This window comes from uncultured Sphingomonas sp. (genome assembly GCF_937871615.1).
GTDB lineage: Bacteria > Pseudomonadota > Alphaproteobacteria > Sphingomonadales > Sphingomonadaceae > Sphingomonas.
The window spans coordinates 175,694-192,919 of the sequence record NZ_CALMPA010000046.1; the positions used below are offsets into that span (position 1 = coordinate 175,694).

Here is a 17,226-nt window from a genome sequence, read left to right on the forward strand (position 1 = left end):
TTGCCCTAATCCGATTCTCATGCCGGTCGATCAGGACGACCCCTTGCACGCGATCGCCCCCGACGCCGCGCCGATTTTCGCGCGCGCGGCGCGGGCGGACGCGCGGGCCGAGCGGCGGCTGAACGCGGCGATCGACGATTTCTTTCTGGCGGCGCATGAGCGGCTGGACGACCGCACCCGCGCCGCGCTTCACGCCGCGATCGGCGCGTTGCTTGAGCGCATGGAGCGCGAACTTGCCGCCCACGCCACCCGCCTGTTGTCGCGCGGGGCCGGCGGGATCGTGACCGCCGATCCGGCGGAAACGCTGCGGCGGCTGGTCGATGCGGGCTTGCTCCGCGATTCCGATCTGATGGCCGAACTGATCGGGCAGATTCGGTTGGCGCTGCTGGGGCGATCGCTTGTCGCCAATCGCGAGCCGGGCACGCCCGCGATGCTGTTGCCACGGCTCGCGCAGGGCGACGATGCCGTCACCGCGGCGGCGGCGCGCGATTATATTCTGGCCGATGGCCGCCGCGACGCGAGCATCGGGTTGCCGCCCGATCTCCATCGCCGTGTGGTATGGTGGATCGCCGCCGCGCTGCGCGAGGGGCGGCGCGGCATGGCCGATCAGGCGCTGGTCGACGCCGCCGTGCGCAGCATCGACGCGCATGACGAGGGCGCGCGGCTCGATCCGGTCGCGCTACGCCTCGCTGCCGCGATAGACGCGCGCGCGGACGAACTTCCCGAATTGCTGATCGAGGCGCTCGGCGATGGCCGTGCGGAGCTTGCCGCCGCGCTGATCGCCTATATCCAGCGCATCGACCTGCGGGAGGCGCGCGCGCTGCTGCTCGATCCCGATGGGGACCGGCTGTGGCTGGTGCTGCGCGCGCATGGTTTCGCGCGCGATGCGCTCGCGCGGGTGGCGCTGCTGCTGGCGGATGCCGATCCGCGCCGCGATATCGAGGCGTTCGCCGATCTGCTCGATACGATCGCCGCGATCCCGGTCTCCGCCGCGCGTGAGGCGCTCGCGCCGCTTTCGCTCCACGCCGATTTCCGCCGCGCGATCCGCGCGCTCGAACGATCGCGCCGGGCATGAGCGAAAGCATGGCGCTGACCGCGCGGCTCGATCATGCGGATCGGCTGATCTCCGCCGATGCCGATTTCACGATGCTCAACGATCGCGCGGGCGGCGCGCCGGGTGAGTTGCTCGCGGTGCCGCAACTCGCGACGGTGGTACGACTCGCGCGGCGGTTGCGCATTCTCGTCCAGCGATCGGTGGTGATCGCCGATGCGGATGTCGATCTGGAATGCTGGGTGCGCGCGGTGCCGGGCGCCGATGGCGTCACGCTGACGGTGGCGCCGATGCGCGAGCGCCCGGCGTGGCGCAGCGCGGTGGCCGTGGCGCACGTCGTCGCGCCGCCCGCCGGGGCGGATTGGGTGTGGGAAATCGACGCGGCGCTGCGCATCACCCATCTGCCGACAGCCGCGGGCGCGGCGCATGGCCTCGATCCTTCCGCGTTGCTCGGCAAGCCGCTGACCGAATTGTTCACGCTCTTGCCCGATGCCGCCGGAGGGATGGCGCTGCTGGAGGCGGTGGCGGCACAGCGCGATTTCGATGGCCAGCCGGCGACGATTCGCGGCTCCGGCGAAAGCGTGACGCTTGCGGGCAGCGCGCGGCGCAACGCGATGGGCGTATTCGCCGGCTTCGTCGGCGGCGCGTTCTTGCCGGTGCGAAAGACGGAGGACACCGGGCTGACACCGGCGCAGGCGTTCAACACCCGGCTCGACGGCATCCTGCGCGGGCCGCTTGGCCGGATCATCGCCAATGCCGACAGCATCAATGCCGCGAGCGATGGCCCGATCGACCCGCATTACGTCGATTATGCCGCCGATATCGCCAGTGCGGGCCGGCACCTGATGGGGCTGGTGGACGATCTCGCCGATCTCGAAGCGATCGAGCGCGACGATTTCCGCATCGAATTCGAGACGGTCGATCTCGCCGATGTGCTGCGTCGCGCGGCGGGGTTGTTCGCGGTGCGGGCGACCGATGCCGGGGTGTCGATCGACGTGGGCGGTGCGGATGCGCCGCTGCCGGCGATCGGCGAGTTCCGCCGAATCCTGCAGATTCTAGTCAATCTGATCGGCAATGCGCTGCGCTATTCGCCGCGCGGCGGGAACGTGTGGCTGCGCGTCCAGCGCGATGGCGCGCAGGTGGTGGCGATCGTCGCCGATCAGGGCAAGGGGATCGCACCCGAGGATCAGGCGCGCATCTTCGCGAAATTCGCCCGCGTCGATCCGCGTGAGCCTGGCGGCAGCGGCCTCGGCCTCTATATCTCGCGCCGGCTCGCACGCGCGATGGGCGGGGATATCACCGTTGATAGCGCGGCGGGCGAGGGCGCGCGCTTCGTGCTGAGGCTACCGGCGGCCTGATCGCCGCGCCAAGAGCACAAGGCACAGCCCGACGATGGCAACGATCGCGCCGCGATCGGCCCAGGGGCGCTGATCGAGCATGAAGCTCGATTGCGGCCAGTGGATGTAGCCAAGCCCCTGACCGATCCACAAGGCACCGATCAGAAACAGGAGCACGCCCAGCGCGATCAGCGCCGGGCGTGCGATATGCATCAGCGCTTCGCCGCCGGCACGTAGGGCCGCTGCGTCGGGCCGGTGTAGAGCTGGCGCGGACGACCGATCTTCTGATCGGGATCGGTAATCATCTCGTTCCACTGCGCGACCCAGCCGACCGTGCGGGCGAGCGCGAACAGCGCGGTGAACATCGAGGTCGGGAAGCCGATCGCCGACAGAATGACGCCGGAATAGAAATCGACGTTCGGGAACAGCTTCTTCTCGACGAAATAATCGTCGCTCAACGCGATTTCCTCAAGCCGCATCGCGGTTTCAAACACGGGATCGCTGACGTTGAGCGCCTCGAACACCTCACGCACCGTCTTCTGCATCACGGTCGCACGCGGATCATAGTTTTTGTAGACGCGGTGGCCGAAGCCCATCAGGCGGAACGGATCGTTCTTGTCCTTCGCGCGTGCGATAAATTCCGGGATGCGATCCGGCGTGCCGATCTCGTGCAGCATGTTGAGCGCGGCTTCGTTCGCGCCGCCATGCGCCGGGCCCCACAGGCAGGCGATGCCCGCCGCGATGCACGCGAACGGATTGGCGCCCGACGAGCCGGCAAGACGCACGGTGGAGGTGGAGGCGTTCTGCTCGTGATCGGCGTGGAGGATGAAAATCCGGTCCATCGCCTTTTCCACCGCCGGGTGGATTTCATACTGCTCCGCCGGCACGCCGAACGTCATGCGCAGGAAATTGCCGGTGTAGCTCAGCGAATTGTCCGGATAGAGGAACGGCTGGCCGATCGTGTACTTATACGCCATCGCCGCGATCGTCGGCATCTTCGCGATCAGCCGGTGCGACGCGATCATGCGCTGCTGCGGATCGTGGATGTCGGTCGAGTCGTGATAGAATGCCGAAAGTGCGCCGACCACGCCGCACATCACCGCCATCGGGTGTGCGTCGCGGCGGAAACCGCGATAGAAGGTCGCAAGCTGTTCATGCACCATCGTGTGGCGGGTGATGGTGTTCTCAAACTTGGTCAGTTCCGCGGCCTTGGGCAGTTCGCCATTGAGCAGGAGATAGGCGACCTCCATGAAGCTCGAATTTTCGGCCAGATCGCCGATCGCATAGCCGCGGTGAAGGAGCACGCCCTCGTCACCGTCGATATAGGTCAGCGCCGAGCGGCACGACGCGGTCGAGGTGAAGCCGGGATCATAGGTGAACGCACCCGTCGCGCCATACAGCTTGCGGATGTCCATCACGTCCGGGCCGACCGAGCCGGACAGAACGGGATATTCGGAAGTCTTTCCAGCAAGGGAAAGCTGGGCATTCTCGGTCATATGTTCTCCTTCCCCGGCGTCAACGCATGCGGTCCGCGATCCGCGCCAGGCTTTCTTCCCGGCCCAACAGGGCCAGCACGTCGAAGATTCCCGGCGAGGTCTTGCGACCGGTAAGAGCCACGCGGAGCGGCTGCGCGACCTGGCCGAGCTTTACGCCCGCCGCCTCGGCCACTTGCCGTACCGCATCTTCGAGCGCCTCCGTATCCCAGTTGTGCAGCGCGTCAAGAGCGGCGTGCACCTGCGAGAGCAAAGCGGGCGCGTCGCCCTCCAGCAGCGGCTGCGCATTGTCCTCGATGAAGAGTGGGCGCGTGGCGAACAGAAAGGCGGTGCCGTCGGTCAGTTCGTTGAGATTCGCCGCGCGCGGCTTCAGCGCGGGCATCGCGCGCAGCAGCAGATCGCGATGCGGATCGCCCTCCGCCAGCCCAAGCCGCACCGCGACAAGCCCGGCCAGCCGCGCATCATCCGCTTCGCGGATATACAGGCCGTTCAGATGCTCCAGCTTCTTCAGGTCGAAGCGCGAGGGCGATTTGCCGACATTGGCCAGATCGAACCATTCGATCGCCTGTTCGCGGCTGATGATCTCCGCATCGCCGTGCCCCCAGCCGAGCCGCATCAGATAATTGTCGAGCGCCTCGGGCAGGATGCCCAGTTCGTCGCGATAGGCCTCGATCCCCACCGCGCCGTGGCGCTTGGAAAGCTTCGCGCCGTCCGCGCCGTGGATCAGCGGGATATGGGCATAGGCCGGCTCGGGCCAGCCCATCGCGCGATAGATCGGCAACTGGCGGAAGGCATTGTTGAGATGATCGTCGCCGCGGATCACATGCGTCACGCCCATATCGTGATCGTCGACCACCACCGCGAGCATATAGGTCGGCGTGCCGTCGGAGCGGACGAGCACCAGATCGTCCAGCTCGGCGTTCTGCACCGTCACATCGCCCTGCACGCGATCGTGGATCGTCGTGGCGCCTTCAAGCGGCGCCTTCAGGCGGATGACGTGCGGCGCGGTGGGGTCGTTCGGCGTTTTATCGCGCCACGGCGAACGGATGCGCAGCGGCTTCTTCGCGGCTTCCGCCTCGGCGCGCATTCGCGTCAGCTCGTCGGGCGTCAGATAGCAGCGATAGGCGTGGCCGTTCGCCACCATCGCTTCCGCCACCTCGACGTGCCGCCCGGCGCGTTCGAACTGGAACACGGCGTCACCATCCCAGTCCAGCCCGAGCCAGCGCAGCCCGGTGAGGATCGCGTCAATCGCCGGTTGGGTCGAGCGGGCGCGGTCGGTATCCTCGATGCGCAGCAGGAACTTGCCGCCGTGATGGCGCGCGTAAAGCAGGTTGAACAGCGCGGTGCGCGCGCCGCCCAGATGAAGGAAGCCGGTGGGGGAGGGGGCGAAACGAGTGACGACCGTGGTGTCACGCGCGCTCCCTGCGGCGGGATCGGTGGTTGCGCTCAAGCGCGCTTGCTCCCAGACTGAATTATGACATGGCCACATTAGCCGGGGGCGCCCCTAGCACGCGCCTGATGCGGCTTCAAACCTTCGCCATCGAACGATGGCTGGAGGCGGAGCGCGATCAGCTTGCATTGTGGCTGCCGGTGTTTCTCGGCGCAGGGGTCATCCTGTGGTTCGCGCTGCCCGACCCGCGTGGTTGGACGATCGCGATCCTGCTCGCGGCGGGCATTGGTTCATTCGCGATCGCGCTTCAGGGCGGCGGGCGGCTGGGGCGGTGCGTCGCGGTCGCCGGGTTCGCGCTGGCGATCGGGGTTGCGCTGATCTGGTGGCGCGCGGAGCGGGCGGCGGCGCCGGTATTGCCGCGCGCGATGGTGGTGCGGTTCGAGGCGCGGGTGGAGCGTGCGCAGCCGCTGCCGGCACGCGCGCTGGTTCGGCTGACGCTAGCGCCGACGCGCTGGATCGACCGCGCTCCGAAGGCCGCGCCGGCCCGGATCCGCGTCAATCTCGCCGAGGCGGATGCGCCCCCCGGCATCGCGCCCGGCGCGATCGTCGCGATCCGCGCGCGGCTCATGCCGCCCGCGCCGCCGGCGGTGCCGGGGGCTTATGATTTCGCGCGGGTCGCGTGGTTCGACGGGCTGGGCGCGACCGGGCGCGCGCTGCCGCCGCTCACGATCCTCTCCGGCGGCGGCGCGGGAGACGGACTGCGCGTGCGGCTTTCGCGCCATATCCATGCGCAACTGGCCGGGAGCGCGGGCGGCATCGCCGCGGCGCTGGCGACCGGCGATGTCGGCGCGATCACCGATTCGGATGCCGAGGCGATGCGGCGATCGGGGCTGGCGCATCTGCTTTCGGTCAGCGGGCTTCATATCACCGCTGCCGTCGGGATCGCGATGCTGGTTGCGGCGCGGCTGCTCGCGCTCAATCAGCGGCTCGCGCTCACCGGGCGGGTTCCGCTGCTCGCCGGCGCGGTGGGGGCTGTGGCTGCGATCGGCTATACCCTGCTGACGGGCAGCGAAGTGCCGACGATCCGCAGTTGTGTCGCGGCGTTGCTGGTGCTCGGGGCGATGGCGTTGGGGCGGGAAGCGGTGACCTTGCGGCTGGTCGCGGCCGGGGCGTTCGTCGTCGTGCTGTTATGGCCCGAGTCGCTCGTCGGCCCGAGCTTCCAGCTTTCCTTCGCGGCGGTGACGACGATCGTGGCGCTGCACGAGCACCCGGTCGTGCGGCGCTGGTTCATGAAGCGCGAGGAGGGATGGATCGCGCGCGTGCTGCGCGAGGGCGGCTCGCTCCTGCTCACCGGGCTGGTGATCGAATTCGCGCTGATGCCGATCGCCGTTTATCATTTTCACCGCGCGGGGATTTATGGCGCGGTGGCGAATATCGTCGCGATCCCGCTCACCACCTTCATCGTGATGCCGCTGGAGGCGCTGGCGCTGCTGTTCGATGTGGCTGGGCTGGGCGGGCCTTTGTGGTGGCTGGCGGGCAAGGCGCTCGCGCTTTTGCTGTGGATCGCGCGCACCACCGCCGCCGCGCCGGGATCGGTCACCGCGCTCCCGGCGATGCCGGGCGGCGCCTATGCGCTGATGGCGGCGGGCGGGCTGTGGCTCGCGCTGTGGCGGACGCGGTGGCGGCGGCTCGGCTTCATGCCGCTGGTGATCGGCGCGGGTTGGGCGCTGGCGACTCCCGCGCCGGATCTGCTCGTCACCGGCGACGGGCGCCATGTCGCGATCCGCACCGCGCGGCGATCTGGCGGTGCTGCGCGATCGCACCGGCGATTATGTGCGCGGGATGCTCGCGGAAAATGCCGGGTTCGAGGACGATCCTGAGCTTCTGTCGGAGCAGCCCGACGCACGGTGCAGCCGCGACGCGTGCGTGATGATACGAAAGGCGCGCGGGCGGAACTGGCGCATCCTCGCGACGCGCAGCGGCTATCTGCCACCGTGGGAGGAGATGGTGGCGGCCTGTCGCGCCGCCGATATCGTCATCAGCGATCGCCGCCTGCCGCGCGCCTGCGCGCCTCGCTGGCTGCTGCTCGATCGCCCGATGCTGGAAACGACCGGCGGCGTCGCGTTGAGTCTGGCCGCCGGCAGGATCGTTACGGTGCGCAAGCCGGGGGACCGCCATCCATGGGTGGCGACCGTATCATTGTCTCGGCAAGCGCAGCGTTCAGTTTCAGGTGCGTCGATGCGATCACGGTAGCGACGATGCGATTATCAGTATCGCGCGCGCCTTGCTATCCGTCCGCATCGGCGATTAACGGGTTCATGCCCTCGAAAGCCCGGTGGCCGGCACCACGCGGGCAATGCGGTGGCGGTAGCGACGATCCGGTCATCGGTATCGCGCAATTCGCTTTCGAGGAGCGCAATCGTCTTACCGAGTTGTACCAACCGGCCCTCACCGCTCAATCCGCCGGGTTGGGCCGGGACAAGAAAACGTGTGCTAAGCTCGATCGTCGCGCAAATAGGCGTTGCCGTCCGTTTCACCAACACAGTCGGCCCCCGCGTGTCATCGAGCACTGCGGTGAGAAAGCCGCCCTGGATATTGCCACCCGGATTGCGGAAACCCCGATGCGCATCGAACGCGATCCGCACCGCGCCTGTAGCGGGGGCGGTGCTCAGCGACGTCCAGCCGAGCGTCTCCGCGCTTAACGGCTTAGGAAAACGATCGAACCCGCTCATCGCGGGCGCCCTACGATCGTGGCGTCCGGATCAGTCGTAGCGTCGCAGCAGCCCCGCGAGCTTGCCCTGCACGCGCACCTGCGCGGGTGAGTAGCGTTGCGGATCATAGCTGCGGTTGGCGGGATCGAGCCGGACCATCGCGCCTTCGCGGCGGAAATATTTGAGCGTCGCCTCGCTATCGTCGATCAGCGCCACGACGATCTCGCCGTCACGCGCGGTTTCGGTGCGGCGGATGAGCGCGTAATCGCCATCGAGGATGCCTGCCTCGACCATCGAATCGCCGGCCACCTCCAGCGCGAAATGCTCGCCCGATCCCAGCAGCGCCGCCGGCACCGGAAGCGAGGTCGATCCCTCGAACGCCTCGATCGGCATACCCGCCGCGATCCGCCCGTGCAGCGGGATTTCGACCACATCGTTCGCCGGCTCCGGCATGGCGCGTTTCAGCGCCTGCGATTGCGCGGTGGCGCGGCGCGGCTCGATGCGCTCGGGCATCTTCACCACTTCGAGCGCGCGCGCGCGATTGGGCAGGCGGCGCAGGAAGCCGCGTTCCTCCAGCGCGCTGATAAGGCGATGGACGCCCGATTTGGATTTCAGCTCAAGCGCGTCCTTCATTTCCTCGAACGAGGGGGAAACGCCGCTTTCGGCGAGGCGATCATGGATGAAACAGATCAACTCATGCTGTTTCTTCGTAAGCATCGCGATCCTCCGCAGGCGAACAGACGTGGAACCTTTACGGAACAATCAATGGAGGGTCAAGCGATGACGAGGATTTCCGCCGATTCGCCCGTCAACGCTGGCGGTGCATGGGGCTCGCGCACGATCAAGCAGTTCGCGCGGGCGAGCGTTGCCAGCATCGAACTGTCCTGGATCGCGGCGGCGTGGAGCAGGCCGTCGCGCAACTCGGCGCGGATATAATCGGTCCGCTCGCCGTTCGCCGGCAGCGCCTCGCCCAGCAGCGCGCGGGTGGTGTGGGGCAGCGGCGCGCGTGCGCCGGCGATCGCGATGACGAGCGGGAGTACGAACAGCAGGCCCGTGACGAAGGCCGAAACCGGATTGCCCGGCAGCCCGATCACCACGCAATCGCCCCGCCGCCCGGCCATCATCGGCTTGCCGGGGCGAAGCGCGATGCGCCAGAAGTCGATCGTCGCACCCGCCGCCTCCAGCGCGGGGCGGACGAGATCGTGATCGCCCACCGAAGCGCCCCCGGTCGTCACCAGAACGTCCGCCGTGACGGCGGCGAAGGCGTCGCGCATCGGCTCCAGCCGATCGGGCAGGATGCCGAGATCGACGACCTCCACGGGAAGCCCGCCAAGCATTGCGCGCAGCATCAGCCGGTTCGATTCGGGCAGGCCCGGCGCGTCGCTGCCCGGCTCGACCAGTTCGTCCCCGGTCGCGGCGAGGGCGACGCGCACCGGGCGGCTGACGACCACCTCCCGCACGCCGCCGGTCGCGATGAGCGCGAGCCGCGCGGGGGTCAGCGCGTCGCCGGTGGCGGCGAGCGTGTCGCCTTCGTGGAAATCGAGCCCGCGCGCGCGGACGTTCCTGGTGCGAAAGGCGGGGCCATCGCCGGCAAGCCGGAGCGTGGCGCCATCGCGCGCGGCTTCCTCCTGCACTAATATCGTATCCGTGCCGGGGGGAAGCGGCGCGCCGGTGAAGATGCGCACCGCCTCGCCAGCGGCCACCGCGCCGTCGAAGTCATGGCCCGCCGCGCTTTCGCCGATCACGCGCCACGGGCCGGGCATATCGGCAAAGCGGATCGCATAGCCATCCATCGCCGACAGGTCCGCCACCGGCTGGGTGCGGCGCGCGGTCACGGGTTCGCGCAGATAGCGCCCCGCAGCGGCGATCAGCGGCAGGCGCTCGGTCGCGATGGCGGGAGCGAGCGCGAGCAACCGCGCCTGCGCCTCGGGGACCGGCAGGAGGGAGGGACTGGCCATGGCTCATCCATCGCACGCGCGCCCGTCCGGGGCCACCGCGAGATGATCGACAGCGCGGTGACCCGCCGATAACCTGCGCGCGATGAAGACCTTGCACGATCCCGATCGCGAACTGACCGAGGGCCTGGCGGCGATCCGCGCGCAATATGACGTGCCCGCCGGTTTCCCGCCGCAGGTGTTCGCCGCCGCCGAGGCAGCGAAGCGCGCGCCCGACGCGCATATCGACCGCACGGCGATACCGTTCGTGACGCTCGATCCCGCCAGTTCGACCGATCTCGATCAGGCGTTTGCGATCGAGGCAGCGGGGAGCGATCTGCTGCTGCGTTATGCGATCGCCGACGTGGCGTGGTTCGTCGACGAGGGCGGGGCACTTGACGCCGAGGCGTGGCGGCGCGGGGAATCGCTGTATCTGCCCGATGGCAAGGCGGCGCTTTATCCCCCGGCGCTGGGCGAGGGGGCGGCGAGCCTGTTGCCCGATGGCGATCGCCCGGCGGTGATCTTCGCGGTGCGGGTCGCGCCCGATGGCACGGCGGCGCTTGATGGCGTGGAGCGCGCGGTGATTCGCAGCCGCGCGAAGCTGGCGTATGAAACGGTGCAGACCGGGGATTTGCCCGCCGGGTTCGCCGATCTCGCCGCGCGCGTCATCGCGGCGGAAGATCGGCGCGGCGCGGCACGGGTCGATCCGCCCGAGCAGGAACTGGCGCGCAATGGCGATGGCCGGCTGCAACTGCGCTTCCGCCCGCGCGAGGCATCGGAGGATCAGAATGCCGCGATGTCGCTCGCGACCAATCTGGCGGTGGCACAGGCGATGCTGTCGCGCCACACCGGGCTGTTCCGCGTCATGCCGGGGCCGGACGCGCACGCGGTCGCACGGCTGCGCAATGCCGCCGCCGCGCTCGCCATCGGCTGGCCGGCGGATATGTCGCTCGCAGACTTTCAGCGCGGCCTCGACGGGCATGATCCGCGCCACGCGGCGATGATGATCGCGATCCGTCGCGCAGGGGAGGGAGCGAGCTATGCGCCATACCAGCCCGGCATGGTGCCGTGGCACGCGGCGGTCGCGGCGACCTATGCCCATGCCACCGCCCCCTTGCGCCGGCTGGCGGATCGCTATGTCGTGCAGGCCGCGCTGGCGATCGCGAACGGCAAGGCGGTGCCCGATTTCGTCACCGCCGCTTTCGCGCGGCTGCCGGCGGTGATGGCGCATTCCGGCGCGATCGCGGGCGCGGTCGATCGCGCGGTGATCGACATGGCGGAAGCGGTGATGCTCCAGGGACAGGAGGGGCAGGCGTTCGACGCGGTGATCCTCGATCGCGAGGAACGCAGCGCGCGCATTCAGCTTTGCGATCGCCCGGTGGTGGCGCGGGTGACGACGGATGCGGGCGAGCCGGGGGACACGATCGAGGTGCGGCTCGACGAGGCCGATCCGGTGCGCCGCGCGCTGCACTTCTCGCGCATCGCCCCCGTCCAGGCTCAGCCGACGAGCGGATGACGAACGATCGGCGCATAGCGCGCGCCGTCATGCCCGAGGCTGCTTTCATAGAGGATCAGCTCAGCCATGGTGAACGGCGCGCTGGAAAGCGCGGCGTGCTCCGCGATCCAGCGTTCGAGCGCTGCGCCATGCCCTGCGCTGCGCGGTAGCCGGGCGAGCGTGATGTGCGGCAGATAGGCGCGCCGTTCCGGCTCCAGCCCGAGCCGCACCAGCGCATGATCCACCTTGCGATGCAGCGCGGCGAGCGCCTCATGCGGCGTGACGCCCGCCCATAAGGCGTCGGCCCGCCCGCGCTTGTCGAACCGCCCCACCCCGGCGAGCGCGATGGTTGGCGCAGGGGCGGCAATCCCGCCGATCGCGAGCGCGATTTCCTCCGCCAGCGGGCGTTCGACCTCGCCGATGAAGCGCAAGGTGAGATGGAGTTGGGCGTCGTCCTGCCATCGCGCGCCGGGCACGCCACCCATCGTTTGCGCAAGCGTGGCGCGGATCGCGGACGGTGGGCACAGGGCGACGAACAGGCGGTGCATCGGGCGAACCTTTTTGTAACGAAAGATTGCTTCCGGGCGGCTCGCTTGAAAATTTCGCCCGCACGGGCAATATTTCGGCAGTACCGGCTCGTTCATTGCCGGACAAAGGAGCGAACTGACAATGGCTAACTGGTCTGACCCCCGGCCGACCGCCGCCCCCTTCGGGTCGAGCGCCGCCGATACGCGGAGCGCTGCGTATGACGCGGGTCTCCGGTCTTACATGCTCTCGGTGTACAACTACATGGCCTCCGGCGTGTTGTTGACCGGGATCGTGGCGCTGCTGTTCGCCAGCGGTGGCCGCGACAGCCTGGCCGCGCAGGTGTTCATGGCGCCCGGCATCCTGAAATATCTGGTGATGTTCTCGCCGCTCGCCTTCGTGCTGGTGCTGAATTTCGGGCTTAACCGCCTGTCGACGGGCGCCGCGCAGGCGATCTTCTTCGCATTCGCCGCCGTGATGGGCGTGTCGATGTCGACGATCTTCCTCGTCTATACGGGCACGTCGATCGCGATCACCTTCTTCGCCACCGCCGTCGCGTTCCTGTCACTCAGCCTCTATGGCTATTCGACGAAGCGCGATCTGTCCGGCATGGGGACCTTCCTCATCATGGGCGTGGTCGGCATCATCGTCGCCTCGCTGCTCAATCTGTGGTTCAAGTCGCCCGCGATGGCGATGGTAATCAGCGCGATCGGCGTGCTGCTGTTCGCGGGCCTCACGGCCTATGATACGCAGCGGATCAAGAGCATGTATGCTTATGTCGCCGGCACGGACATGATGGGCAAGGCCGTCATCATGGGCGCGCTGTCGCTGTATCTCGATTTCATCAACATGTTCCAGTTCCTGCTGTCCTTCATGGGCCAGCGTGACTGATTGATCGGCCGCTCAAACGGCTGAGATTTTCGAGGCCCGGCGGGAATTCCGCCGGGCCTTTTTCATGCGCGACATGCTCGTCCGGGCGGCGGCGGCGCATGGCGCGGCTACCATCTCTTAACCATCATGGTGGCAGGATGGCGCGACCGGACAGGAAAGACGACAGATGACCGCTCTCGCGAAAACCAGGGACGCTCGCCGCGCGCCGCGCTCGCCGGCGGAATGCCGCGCCACCGCGCGCGTCGCGGTCTCGGTCGAGGTGATCGACGCGTCCGCCAACGGCATCCGCGCGCGCATCTCGATCGCGCTGCCGGTGGGGACGACGCTCAAGATCGGGCTGCCCGGCGCGGTGCAGCGCCACGCGCGCATCATCTGGTCGAACGATGGAGAGATCGGCTGCGAATTCCTCGCCCCGCTGTCCGAGGAGGAGCTTGGCAGCGTCCTTGCCGCCACGCCGGATGCCCGCCCGCGCTAAGGCCGTTTCGAGGCGGGCGCGGCAACTCGACAAACCGCATCGCTCCCACATCTCCACTTCATAAAGCGCCGCCGCAGAGGCTGGATCGCCGCAAGGGATAGCCGGGCGGCCTTCCGCTTTCGGAAAGTTGCCCGAACCTCCCGATTTTCGCCGCTTGAAATTATATTTCAAGCGCGCGAAATGGCCGTGCGCGCCGGACGATGCGGCGCGAGTCTGGAGAGAGCATGGCCGGCGGTCCCGTTCGCAGCAATCTGAAGCCTTTGTCGCTCCATGTGCCGGAGCCGCATTTCCGGCCCGGCGACGCGGTGGATTTCTCGTCGGTGGAGGTGCCCGCGGCGGGCGCCGCGCCGCGCCCCGATACCCATGCGGCGCCCGATAGCTTTCGTGATCTCGCCTATACGATGGTCCGCGTGCTTGACGATCAGGGCAATGCCGTCGGCCCGTGGAATCCGCGCCTGTCGCCCGAAACGGTGCGGCGGATGCTGCGCCACATGGCGCTGGTCCGCGCGTTCGACGAGCGCATGTTCCGCGCCCAGCGGCAGGGCAAGACCAGCTTCTACATGAAGTCGCTAGGCGAGGAGGCGATCGCGGTCGCGGCGGCCCATGCGCTGCATTATGACGATATGTGCTTCCCCTCCTATCGCCAGCAGGGGCTGTTGATCGCGCGTGACTGGTCGATGGTCGATATGATGAACCAGATCTATTCCAATCGGGGCGATCGGTTGCAGGGCAAGCAATTGCCGATCATGTATTCGGTGCGCGAAGCCGGTTTCTTCTCGATCTCGGGGAACCTCACCACGCAATATCCGCAGGCCGTCGGCTGGGCGATGGCCTCCGCCGCGAAGGGCGATACGCGGATCGCGGCGACCTGGTGTGGCGAAGGCTCCACGGCGGAGGGCGATTTCCACTCCGCGCTCACGTTCGCCACGGTCTATCGCGCGCCGGTGATCTTCAACGTGGTCAACAATCAATGGGCGATCTCCAGCTTCTCGGGCTTCGCCGGGGCGGAGGCGACCACCTTCGCGGCGCGCGCGGTCGGCTATGGCATCGCGGGGCTCAGGGTCGATGGCAATGATGCGCTCGCCGTTTACGCCGCGACCATGTGGGCGGCGGAGCGCGCGCGAACCAACGTCGGGCCGACGCTGATCGAGCATTTCACTTATCGCGCCGAGGGTCATTCCACCTCCGACGATCCCAGCGCCTATCGCTCCGCCGGGGAGCCGAACGCATGGCCGCTCGGCGATCCGATCCGGCGCCTGAAGGATCATCTGATCGCGATCGGCGAGTGGGATGAGGAACGGCAGGCCGCGATGGATCGCGAGGTCGCCGAGGAAGTGAAGGCCGCGCAGAAGGAAGCCGAGAAGAACGGCGTCCTCGGCCATGGCCTGCTCCAGCCGCTCGACAGCCTGTTCGACGGCGTGTTCGAGGAAATGCCATGGCATCTGCGCGAACAGCGCCAGATGATGCTGGATGAGGAAGAGGCTTCCGGGCGCCCCTGGGCACGGAAAGGGTAACGATCAGTGGCTGAGATTATCGAGACCGAGCCGGCCGCCGATGCGCCGGAAACCGCGCGGATGAACATGATCCAGGCGATCAATTCCGCGCTCGATGTGATGATGGCGCGCGACGATGCGATCGTCGTGATGGGTGAGGATGTGGGCTATTTCGGCGGCGTGTTCCGCGCGACCGCCGGCTTGCAGAAGAAATACGGCAAGACCCGCGTGTTCGATACGCCGATCACCGAATGCGGCATCATCGGCGTCGCGGTGGGGATGGGGGCCTATGGCCTGCGCCCCGTGCCGGAAATCCAGTTCGCCGATTATATCTATCCCGCGCTCGATCAACTCGTGAGCGAGGCGGCGCGGCTGCGCTATCGCTCCGACGGCGAGTTCATCGCGCCGCTCACCGTGCGGTCGCCGTTCGGCGGCGGGATCTTCGGCGGGCAGACCCATTCGCAATCGCCGGAGGGGATTTTCACGCACGTCGCCGGGCTAAAGACGGTGATCCCCTCGACGCCATATGATGCCAAGGGCCTGCTGATCGCGGCGATCGAGGATAATGATCCGGTGATCTTCTTCGAGCCGAAGCGCATCTATAATGGCCCGTTCAACGGACACTGGGACCGCCCGGCGGAAAACTGGTCGAAACATCCCGCAAGCGCGGTGCCGAGCGGCTATTATCGCATCCCGCTGGGCAAGGCGAACGTGGTTCGCGAGGGCGAAGCGGTGACGATCCTTGCCTATGGCACGATGGTCCATGTCTGCCTTGGCGTCGTGGCGGAAGCCGGGGTCGATGCCGAGGTGATCGACCTGCGCACTCTGGTGCCGCTCGATATCGAGACGATCGAGGCATCGGTGAAGAAGACCGGCCGCTGCATGATCGTGCATGAGGCGACGCGCACCTCCGGCTTCGGTTCGGAACTGTCGGCGCTGGTGCAGGAACGCTGCTTTTATCATCTGGAAGCGCCGATCGAGCGCGTCACCGGATTTGACACGCCATATCCGCACAGCCTGGAATGGGCGTATTTTCCGGGGCCGGTGCGGATCGGGCAGGCGCTCAAGAAAATTCTGAAGGATTGACGACGATGGCGCGTTTCAACTTCCGCTTGCCTGACATTGGCGAAGGCATTTCCGAGGCAGAGATCGTCGCCTGGCATGTCAAGATCGGCGATCGGGTCGAGGAAGACCAGCAGATCGCGGATATGATGACCGACAAGGCGACGGTCGAGATGGAAAGCCCGGTCGCGGGAACGGTTGTCGAACTGGCCGGCGAGGTCGGCGATCAGGTGTCGATCGGCGCAACCCTGGTGGTGATCGAAATCGAGGGCGAGGAACACGCCGCCGCCGAGATCGAGGCGGAAGCGCCGGGCGCCGCAGTGATCGAACCGGCGGTGGTGGAGAGTTTCTCGCATCCTGAGCTTGCGACGAAGCCCGATCCTCTCCCCGTTCGGGCTGAGCCTGTCGAATCGCTGCCTTCTTCCGAAAGGAAGGATAGCTCTTCGGCAAGCTCGGGGCGAACGGAAGAAGTGGCGCGCCATGTCCTCGCATCCCCCGCGGTCCGTGCGCGCGCACGCGATCTCGGGATTGATCTCGCGCAGGTGAAGGCCGCGGAGGGTGATCGCATCCGTCACGCCGATCTCGACGCGTATCTGCGCTATGCCGCCGGGCAGGGCTATCATGCCCCTTACGCTAGCCGCGCGCGCGCCGACGAGCAGATCAAGGTGATCGGGATGCGTCGCCGCATCGCTGAGAATATGGCCGCATCGAAACGCCACATTCCGCATTTCACCTATGTCGACGAAATCGACGTGACCGAACTGGAACGGGTGCGTGCGGATCTCAACGCGACGCGCGGCAGCCGTCCGAAACTCACGATGCTGCCGTTGCTGATCGTCGCGATCTGCCGCACTCTGCCTGATTTCCCGATGCTCAACGCGCGTTATGACGATGAGGCGGGCGTCGTGACCCGCTCGGGCCGGGTGCATCTCGGCATGGCGACGCAGACCGACGCGGGGCTTACTGTCCCCGTGATCCGCGATGCGCAGGATCGCAACGTATGGCAACTCGCCACCGAGATTGCCCGGCTTGCGGAGGCCGCGCGCGCCGCGAAGCTCAAGCCGGAGGAATTGGGTGGTGGCACGATCACCGTCACCAGCCTCGGCCCGCTAGGCGGCATCGCGACCACGCCGGTAATCAACCGGCCGGAAGTGGCGATCATCGGGCCGAACAAGATCGTCGAGCGCCCGGTTTTCCGTGGCGATGATATCGTCCGTGCGAAGCTGATGAACCTTTCGATCAGTTGCGATCATCGCGTGGTCGATGGCTGGGACGCGGCGAGCTATGTTCAGGCGCTCAAGAAGCTGCTTGAAACGCCGGTGCTGCTGTTCGCCGATTGATCGTGGCTAGGGCGGCGCGGGGCATATCC

Annotated in this window: 17 protein-coding genes; 10 read left to right on the forward strand and 7 right to left on the reverse strand. The window is 67.5% G+C overall.

The features are described from left to right. Positions 1-19: 19 nt before the first annotated feature. A complete protein-coding gene (locus Q0316_RS13775; RefSeq protein WP_298673491.1) occupies positions 20-1,075 on the forward strand; it encodes a DUF2336 domain-containing protein in 1,056 nt (351 codons plus the stop codon). Then, positions 1,072-2,409: a HAMP domain-containing sensor histidine kinase gene (locus Q0316_RS13780; protein WP_298673493.1), complete on the forward strand. Its 1,338-nt coding sequence runs from the start codon at positions 1,072-1,074 to the stop codon at positions 2,407-2,409. Before Q0316_RS13775 ends, Q0316_RS13780 begins: the two co-directional genes overlap by 4 nt. On the opposite strand, the gene Q0316_RS13785 is transcribed toward Q0316_RS13780, so the two are convergent. From Q0316_RS13785 to gltX, 3 genes are read right to left on the reverse strand one after another with little or no spacing between them, the layout of a single operon-like run. After that, the gene (locus Q0316_RS13785) at positions 2,395-2,601 is read right to left on the reverse strand and encodes a hypothetical protein (RefSeq protein ID WP_298673495.1); all 207 of its coding nucleotides are present in this window, start codon (positions 2,599-2,601) and stop codon (positions 2,395-2,397) included. The genes Q0316_RS13780 and Q0316_RS13785 overlap by 15 nt on opposite strands. Then, entirely contained in the window at positions 2,601-3,884 is a 1,284-nt protein-coding gene (locus Q0316_RS13790; RefSeq protein WP_298673498.1) for a citrate synthase, read from the reverse strand. Before Q0316_RS13790 ends, Q0316_RS13785 begins: the two co-directional genes overlap by 1 nt. A gap of 19 nt (positions 3,885-3,903) precedes the next feature. After that, on the reverse strand, positions 3,904-5,331 hold the full coding sequence (gene gltX / locus Q0316_RS13795; RefSeq protein WP_298673500.1) for a glutamate--tRNA ligase: 1,428 nt from the start codon (positions 5,329-5,331) through the stop codon (positions 3,904-3,906). A 68-nt stretch (positions 5,332-5,399) separates the two neighbouring features. Between gltX and Q0316_RS13800 the strand changes: the two genes are divergently transcribed. Continuing rightward, complete coding sequence (locus tag Q0316_RS13800) at positions 5,400-7,151, forward strand: ComEC/Rec2 family competence protein (protein WP_367179696.1); 1,752 nt, start codon at positions 5,400-5,402, stop codon at positions 7,149-7,151. Next, positions 7,045-7,524: a hypothetical protein gene (locus Q0316_RS19740; RefSeq protein WP_367179697.1), complete on the forward strand. Its 480-nt coding sequence runs from the start codon at positions 7,045-7,047 to the stop codon at positions 7,522-7,524. The genes Q0316_RS13800 and Q0316_RS19740 overlap by 107 nt, the downstream gene beginning before the upstream one ends. A 14-nt stretch (positions 7,525-7,538) precedes the next feature. On the opposite strand, the gene Q0316_RS13805 is transcribed toward Q0316_RS19740, so the two are convergent. The 3 genes from Q0316_RS13805 to Q0316_RS13815 are packed head-to-tail and all read right to left on the reverse strand — an operon-like array spanning position 7,539 to position 9,940. Beyond that, the gene (locus tag Q0316_RS13805) at positions 7,539-8,003 is read right to left on the reverse strand and encodes a PaaI family thioesterase (protein ID WP_298673503.1); all 465 of its coding nucleotides are present in this window, start codon (positions 8,001-8,003) and stop codon (positions 7,539-7,541) included. A gap of 30 nt (positions 8,004-8,033) precedes the next feature. After that, positions 8,034-8,699 (reverse strand): transcriptional repressor LexA, encoded by a 666-nt coding sequence (gene lexA, locus Q0316_RS13810; RefSeq protein ID WP_298673506.1) that lies wholly within the window; start codon positions 8,697-8,699, stop codon positions 8,034-8,036. 56 nt (positions 8,700-8,755) lie between these two features. After that, positions 8,756-9,940, reverse strand: a complete 1,185-nt coding sequence (locus Q0316_RS13815) for a molybdopterin molybdotransferase MoeA (RefSeq protein WP_298673508.1) — start codon at positions 9,938-9,940, stop codon at positions 8,756-8,758. An 82-nt stretch (positions 9,941-10,022) separates the two neighbouring features. Here Q0316_RS13815 and Q0316_RS13820 point away from each other — a divergent pair, with 82 nt between their 5' ends. Continuing rightward, positions 10,023-11,432 (forward strand): RNB domain-containing ribonuclease, encoded by a 1,410-nt coding sequence (locus Q0316_RS13820; RefSeq protein ID WP_298673510.1) that lies wholly within the window; start codon positions 10,023-10,025, stop codon positions 11,430-11,432. On the opposite strand, the gene thpR is transcribed toward Q0316_RS13820, so the two are convergent. Further along, positions 11,414-11,959: an RNA 2',3'-cyclic phosphodiesterase gene (thpR, locus tag Q0316_RS13825; protein ID WP_298673512.1), complete on the reverse strand. Its 546-nt coding sequence runs from the start codon at positions 11,957-11,959 to the stop codon at positions 11,414-11,416. The two genes, Q0316_RS13820 and thpR, sit on opposite strands and share 19 nt — an antisense overlap. 121 nt (positions 11,960-12,080) lie before the next feature. On the opposite strand from thpR, the gene Q0316_RS13830 reads away from it, so the two are divergent. The 5 genes from Q0316_RS13830 to Q0316_RS13850 all read left to right on the forward strand — a co-directional run bounded on the left by Q0316_RS13830 (position 12,081) and on the right by Q0316_RS13850 (position 17,197). Next, the gene (locus Q0316_RS13830; protein WP_298673513.1) at positions 12,081-12,827 is read left to right on the forward strand and encodes a Bax inhibitor-1/YccA family protein; all 747 of its coding nucleotides are present in this window, start codon (positions 12,081-12,083) and stop codon (positions 12,825-12,827) included. A gap of 166 nt (positions 12,828-12,993) precedes the next feature. After that, the gene (locus Q0316_RS13835) at positions 12,994-13,302 is read left to right on the forward strand and encodes a PilZ domain-containing protein (RefSeq protein WP_298673514.1); all 309 of its coding nucleotides are present in this window, start codon (positions 12,994-12,996) and stop codon (positions 13,300-13,302) included. A gap of 224 nt (positions 13,303-13,526) precedes the next feature. Then, positions 13,527-14,816 carry a 3-methyl-2-oxobutanoate dehydrogenase (2-methylpropanoyl-transferring) subunit alpha gene (locus Q0316_RS13840; RefSeq protein WP_298673517.1) on the forward strand — a complete coding sequence of 430 codons (1,290 nt, stop codon included), beginning with the start codon at positions 13,527-13,529 and terminating at the stop codon, positions 14,814-14,816. 60 nt (positions 14,817-14,876) lie between these two features. Further along, on the forward strand, positions 14,877-15,881 hold the full coding sequence (locus tag Q0316_RS13845) for an alpha-ketoacid dehydrogenase subunit beta (protein WP_298673957.1): 1,005 nt from the start codon (positions 14,877-14,879) through the stop codon (positions 15,879-15,881). 5 nt (positions 15,882-15,886) lie between these two features. After that, on the forward strand, positions 15,887-17,197 hold the full coding sequence (locus Q0316_RS13850; RefSeq protein ID WP_298673518.1) for a dihydrolipoamide acetyltransferase family protein: 1,311 nt from the start codon (positions 15,887-15,889) through the stop codon (positions 17,195-17,197). The last annotated feature ends 29 nt before the right edge of the window (positions 17,198-17,226 follow it).